The following is a 6,434-nucleotide window of genomic DNA, read 5'->3' as shown; positions in this document are numbered from 1 at the left end:
GAGGAAGAGTCGTTATCCCGAACATCCATCTCGACATGCGCCAGCGGCCGTCAATGGCCTTGGCGAAGTCGGGAACCTTAGCCATCAGCCGGCCTCCGCTACGAGCTTGGGCGTCGCACTAGATTTTAGCGGGGGCTCCGAAGGTGACGGCCCATTCCGACACGGTCGCGGCTGCAGAACCTGGTCTTGTGCTGGTCGGCCAAAACCTTGATCCAACCGAACGCCTCTTCGATGCGCCTGATGCGCTGGCCGACGGCATAGCCGCCATGCCGCGTCGTGCGCCCGCCGATCGCGGAACTGCGGCCGCTGATGTTTGCCCCATGCGCGGCGTCACCCGCATCGAGCGCAGCTCATTGACGAAGTCCTCCGCGTTGTCGGCCTTGTCCGCGCCGAGCGTGATCGCCTGTGGCCGGTCCGCGCGAGGCTCAATCCTGTGCAGTGCCGCCACCCGTACGGCATGCCGGTCGGCGAATGTCAGGCAGGCGTCGGCAAAAGGCCATGGCGGTTCTCCATCAGCTCATGCCCCATAAAGCAGAGCTTTGCTTCCTTGCCGCGTCCCTTGCGTAGAGCCTAGCGTCAGGATCGGTGGTTGAAGCATGCGTCTCGTTGGACCGTTTCTGCCCGTGGAAGTCCGCTTCCACATTGCGGGACCGAGGATCGCCCCAATTGGCGAATACAGCGCCGCGAAATCCTCCGCCAGCGCCGACAGCGCGTCGTTCACGATCCCCCGGATCGCGCGGAGCTGAGCGTGTTGCCGAACCCGCGCCTCAAGATCCACGTAGCTGAACAGTTGGCCAGTACGACTATCGCTGCCCCGCACGACTCATCCTCCGAATCCCTTCAGAGAAAATGAATCACAACCGCGGCCCAAGAGCGAGCGCCCTTTTCAACATCCTGCTAGTCCATGCTGCGGTACGCGCGGATCCGAGCGTCTCTCGGTCAAGGCGCATTCAAGGGTATACCCGGCCGGCCTGCGTTGGGAATGCGGTGGTGATATGGTAGCAAGCGGCGCAAGAAATCCAGATTGTCCTCCTCCCAGCCGACGCTGTCTTGAAATCGCATCATTCGCGATTGTGCCCGCAGATCGCGAGTAACAAGATTTTCAACTCAGCCAAAATCAACCTGATCGGGTTTTCGACGGGCTGCCAAGTGTGATCATCGACCCACGCCACTCTCGCGGCGTAAATTGCGCCAATGTTCGGCAACGATCACACTTTACCCGGGGAACCCGCGCTGGTGCGGAGAAGTGCGGGGGCTGATTGTTCCTATTCGGTCGGAAATGGTGTAATAGACCAACTGATTAAGTCGACCGCACGCTGAAGTATCTCCTCGGTCTGAGCAAGGCTGGGTGAAACGGCGATGACACATCCCATGGAGTCTCGGTAATCGCCTTTCCTGACGATCGGCGTCTTGGGTTTAACAAAAAAGCTGACCTCGGCGACGCCTGGCACAGCCGCCGCCCGATTGTCACCACCAATCCAATCGAGGATGCCATCGCGATCAGGAAGTAGGGACCGCCAGGCCGAAACGTGCGAATGGCTTCTGCGCAAATTGCATTCGTCGCCGATGACAAGTTTGATGTGCTCGGTGATGAGATCGACACCGTAAGCCAGCTGAACCGGTTGAGGACCGCCACTAATACGCGGGTTGACTTCAATAACGATTGGACCCCGCTTCGTCCATCGGAGTTCGATAGCCGTTGGCCCCCAAGCAAGGCCGAGAGCTCCTAGGCAACTCAGCGAAACATCGGCGATGCGTTTATACTCGTCATGGGTCAGCGGGGCCGGGAAGGTGCCCTCACGGAAGACGAAATGCGGTGGGTTGTGGAAGGCAGCCGCTTCAATCCCAATGACCTCATTTCCCATTATATGAACGGCATAATAGGGGCCTTGAGCGAATTCTTCGACCAGTATCCTCGGGGAAGACACCCATGTGTGCGTCCCGCCCATCAGATAGCTCGTGTGTTCGGTTAGCTCATCGACGTCACGGCACAATCGGACACCGCAGCTACCGCTGCCTGCGGCTGGCTTAAGAATCACGGGCAGACCAATCTGCGCCGCAGAGCTTGCTACGTCCGCTGCATTCGTTGCCAAGCGATAAGCAGGTATTGGAATGCCCGCTTCCGCGAGGAGTTGACGTTGAGTGAATTTGTTGCAGCATCGTTCAATCGATGCGGGGTTCGGTCCCGGTAAATCGAAATGCCGGCAGAGCTTGCCAATCGTCGCATAGAGCGACTCGTCGAGGTCCGTGAAACCAGTAATCCCCGCAATGTCATACGTCACAGACAGCCGAGAACATACCTGGATCAGCGCATCGAGATTCTCTGTGTCGACAGGGATTGCCTCGAGCTTTTCCGCCGCAAGATAGCCGTGCCGAGCTGGATCAGCCGACAGGGTAATTGGATGAAGGCCCAGACGCTGGGCCGCTTGGACGTATCGCAGACCAATACCTCTATGACCTTCAACCAGGATGAGCGCTCTTCTTGCCATTTGCAGGACCTTCCTTTGCGTGTTGTGTGGCGGTCTGAACGTCAACAGGCGTCAGCTTTCTAGCTGTGCCTCAGACTTGGGGTGAAGATACTATTTACAGCGATCTGCGGTCGTAAAGATTCTGTGAAGTCATTTTGAAGGTTATGTTACGATGTTTTGTTACCGCGGTTTTGACAAGGTCCGTCTCGACGGTTCCTAGTATTAGTGGAAGGACCGGATCAAAAGAGTCCGATTTGGGAATCCGCCCCCATGAGGAACTCCTGGCCAAGGGAGGGCGCGACAAGCGCCGTTTACGAAACCAGGCCGAGCATACACCTCCGAAGCCGCGAAGCGCGGAAGAGGCTTTTGTCATTCCGCTTCCGCCAACGGGTTGGGAAGCTCGTGCTCGACCGCATCATCGCGATAGCGCTCCAGATGCATCCGGAGCACCGAGCGCGTCGGCCAGGGAAGCTCGAGAAAAGCCTTGCGTTCCTCAAGCCAGAACGCGTCAGATAACATGCGTGGCCTGAGCGCGTCAAAAGCTGCCTCGGTTTCTTCCCGAAGGATGCGCCAAAGGCTCGTGCCCGTCAGTGGATACTGTTCATTGAGGCACAGCGCGACCTCATGAAGATGACAGATAAAGCAGGCATCGATGAGCAATGAGCGCACGAGACTGATATCGTCATCGAATGTGGTGGGTGAGACTCCCTTGCGACGGAATACCTTGAGGCGGTGCCCGCGTTCCTTGAACAGGGGCGCAAAACTGAAGCCATCTCCAAAATCACGGATCAACAGTTTTTGTGGGCGGCCGGTTTCATCGAACAGAATTGTGCTATTTTGCTGATGCGCCTCGAAGGCAATTCCGTAAAGAAGATACATGCCGAGTGTTGGCCGGATGACGGTGCCCGCATAGACCCGGAAAAACGCAGATACGGTCCCCTCGCTTTCATCGCCGTTCCTGGCGATCAATTCGCAAATGAGGGGACGGCCATCCATCGGGCTTCCCGTCAACAATGCAGCCACAGTAACTGGCAAAAGTCCGTCCTTGCGTGCAAGAGCGTTGGCGTTGCGGTAGATAACGGAAAGAAAGCGGCCCGGATGCTCGTCGCCCGTCTCCGGGTGATGCAAGATTGCGCCCAACTCTTCAGTGAAGATCTCCAGCCCCCCGTGGAAATTCCTCTCTTTTGACAGAATTTCGGAAATAAGGTTGCTGAGACGCGGCCCCATGTAAATCGACCTGGCCTGCAGAGTGCGCTGTGCGCTGGTCATCCAGATCGCGACCGGCAGCTTGATAAAGGGCCTCAGTTCATGTGTGTCCGGCAGCATCGTGCGAAAGGACATGGACGGCAGCGTAAGGATCTCCGGGCCATCCGGGTCGAAAACACCGGAAGCAATCTCGGACGCGAATACACGGCGCACGAAATTCTCAAGGTGCCAGCTGTGGACAGGCAGAGGAAGCCAGTCCTCAGGCGATTTTCCACGTTCGTTCAGACCTTCGGCCCAGTCGCGCCAAAGGTCGGGAAAGTTTTCTGAGAACCATTCCGAATAGCTGCCGACATGCGCCATTTTCTCCACATGAACCCATTCTTTGCGCATCCCTGTGATGCGCACGCGCACACGAGCACCGAATTCAGGCGACAACGTACTCACGTCCTTGGGCGAAAGGCCGGGCTTGGCCTTCCATGTCGGATAAATCGGGTGACCTTCCAACGCGCCCCACTGATCGAGAGTCATGGCTGCCAAGTGCGGCGGCAAGCTCTTAGCAAGATAGGCCAGAAATCCCTGCGCGCCTGCTTTCGCTACTTTCGCACGCAGCGCGGCGCTCCAGTGCTCCCGGTGGCGACGCGCCAGGACGTCATTGCGCACGCTGTTGTCGATGTCGTGCAAAAGATTCTCCAAGCCGTCCGATGCAAGCGAAATCGCCAGGGCGGGCGCGACCTGCCTTATGAGACCGGATGGATCATCGATCCGGTGCCGGGCGCCGCTTTCGTCCAGCACTTCGATGGAACCCCGATTTTGCATTGTTCCGGCAGGTGCGCGACGCAAGTCGGTGAAATGCAAGACCTGGCGTGTCACCCAAAGAGGAAGCCAGGCTTGGCGGCCATCGCGCGCCCGCATTAATCCATCTCGTTCTAGAAAACCCTCGGCGAACAGGCAGCGTACCAACCGGTCGAGCGCATTGCGCGATGCATTCTCCCAAAGCTGCGCCTCGCGCACCTGAGTTTCATTTTCCGCGGAAGGCATTCTCTTGTCCATTAGGCTTCCTCTGGCCAAGTGCTCTGCAATACGCGGTGCGCTTTCTGCGACCCGCGACCGGCAGCTTCTGCTGCCTGGCTACAAGGGAGCTTCAAAAGTCGTGCCGGCCGAGCAGAAGGACCGCCGGAAATAATGTTCTGCATAGGATTCAAAGGTTTAAATTAGAGTGCATCAGCAACGCAGCCGCCCGGCACCGTGTTACGGTCTCGACAAAACCGACAATTCGCGTCGGTGCCCGGCGGCTGGCGCCCCGCCGAGTACCAGCCGATCGCCTACTGTCCCCGTTCCCGCGTGCTTTTTTGCGCTGGTGCATTTCGGCGGTGCCGAGGGCGGTCACAAGAACCCGGCAGGGGAAATTTAGGCTTTCGAGTTAGGACAAAACGCTCTAATGGTTCGGACTGAATGCGCAATTAGCCAGAGGCAGCCACTCTGGACATGCACCGAGCGAGCGAACAAACGCAAACAGCACCCCAACTGAATTCTAAGTGATCGAGAGACTCAACAAGAACGACTGACATTCGACCGTGCCCTTGAAATGTGCTGCGTGCGTTTTCTTGAGCACCAACCGAACTCCCATCCTTGCCGCGCAGTCGTAAGCGGTGCCTGCCCCAGCGCTTTTGCCCTTACCTAATAGAGCAGTGCCACGCGATCGCGATCGTTTACTCGCGCCTGAGGTAAAACAAATGGGACTGATGTTCCAGGATCCATGCGCGACGCCACAAATGGCATTGAGCCGATGGTCGGCCTTTCTACCATGCAGGAGATATCCGAGTCGCGAACAGATCTCCGGTGTGGAAGCCTTCAAGCACTTCCTCCGGGCACCGGCTGATCGGCCTGCAACTCGGGCCGAATGCATGGCCCCATTTCCAACGGGGCGACGCCGTGGGACAGCGGACGCGAGCTGCCCGCGTGAAGTCGCGATCAGAACCGCTTTCGCATCCCCGCCACAGACGAATATTATCCGCAGATTAAGGTGGTTCGTCCCATCCAGATGCTGGCACAGGCTCAACCAGGCCCGGCTCCAGCTCCCGAGGCATGCGACACCGATTACATCCGGATACTATGTGACGCCGACGCGCTCGACGGCCCTGCCGATATGCTGCCGGGTCAAGGGCCTCATCCGGCGTGCTGGCCGGCCAATCAAGCAAGACCCGATCGTCCGATCGAACGGGCACCGGCGAGCTGATCAGGCGAACTTGTCGTAGCAACGCTTAAGCGGCGCGTATGCAGGACGATCGGTTATCCGAAGACCAGCCGGTGGATCAGGGTAGCGAGTCGTCTCTTGGGACCTCTACCTATGGGCCTACCCTCAAGGGAGTCCTCCCCGACTTCTCGCTGCTGGGTAAGCCGACCGACAACGCCCGGTCAAGGCGTTTAACCTTCTTTAGGTGTGTAACTTCAGCAACATCATTATGCAATGTTGCCCCCCTCTCTCAGCGAATTTGATATGCCAGATATCGCAAGAAACAAGACTGTTGCAAAGAATCGTAATTCTTTAACTCAGGAACGCGCATTTTTATGAGATCATGATGCCGCGTTTATTTGGGGGCGCTCTGGAAATGCCACTCGGCGCCGTCCATTTGACGCTGATAGCATGGTAATACGGGACTGAATTGTCCAATTCCACAATATAAAACGCCGCCCGCGCCGAGTGCTACAGGCTGCCAATTCGAAGGAATTCGCTTCTATGAACAAGGAGATCGCCGCTAT

At 57.6% G+C, this 6,434-nt stretch carries 2 protein-coding genes and 1 pseudogene; all 3 read right to left on the bottom strand.

All coding sequences use genetic code 11. The annotated features are described in order from the left end of the window. Positions 1–125: 125 nt before the first annotated feature. The 3 genes and pseudogenes from EOB49_RS31000 to EOB49_RS30990 all read right to left on the bottom strand — a co-directional run bounded on the left by EOB49_RS31000 (position 126) and on the right by EOB49_RS30990 (position 4,724). Positions 126–820 (bottom strand): annotated as a pseudogene (locus EOB49_RS31000) (hypothetical protein). 445 nt (positions 821–1,265) lie between these two features. Next, complete coding sequence (locus EOB49_RS30995) at positions 1,266–2,489, bottom strand: acetyl-CoA carboxylase biotin carboxylase subunit family protein (protein ID WP_127383216.1); 1,224 nt, start codon at positions 2,487–2,489, stop codon at positions 1,266–1,268. A 348-nt stretch (positions 2,490–2,837) separates the two neighbouring features. Continuing rightward, complete coding sequence (locus tag EOB49_RS30990) at positions 2,838–4,724, bottom strand: IucA/IucC family protein (protein WP_127383215.1); 1,887 nt, start codon at positions 4,722–4,724, stop codon at positions 2,838–2,840. Positions 4,725–6,434: the final 1,710 nt, after the last annotated feature.

The organism is Mesorhizobium sp. M7A.F.Ca.MR.148.00.0.0 (assembly GCF_003997735.1).
In the GTDB taxonomy this organism is placed as follows: Bacteria; Pseudomonadota; Alphaproteobacteria; order Rhizobiales; family Rhizobiaceae; genus Mesorhizobium.
This window is presented reverse-complemented; position numbering and strand designations above follow the sequence as displayed.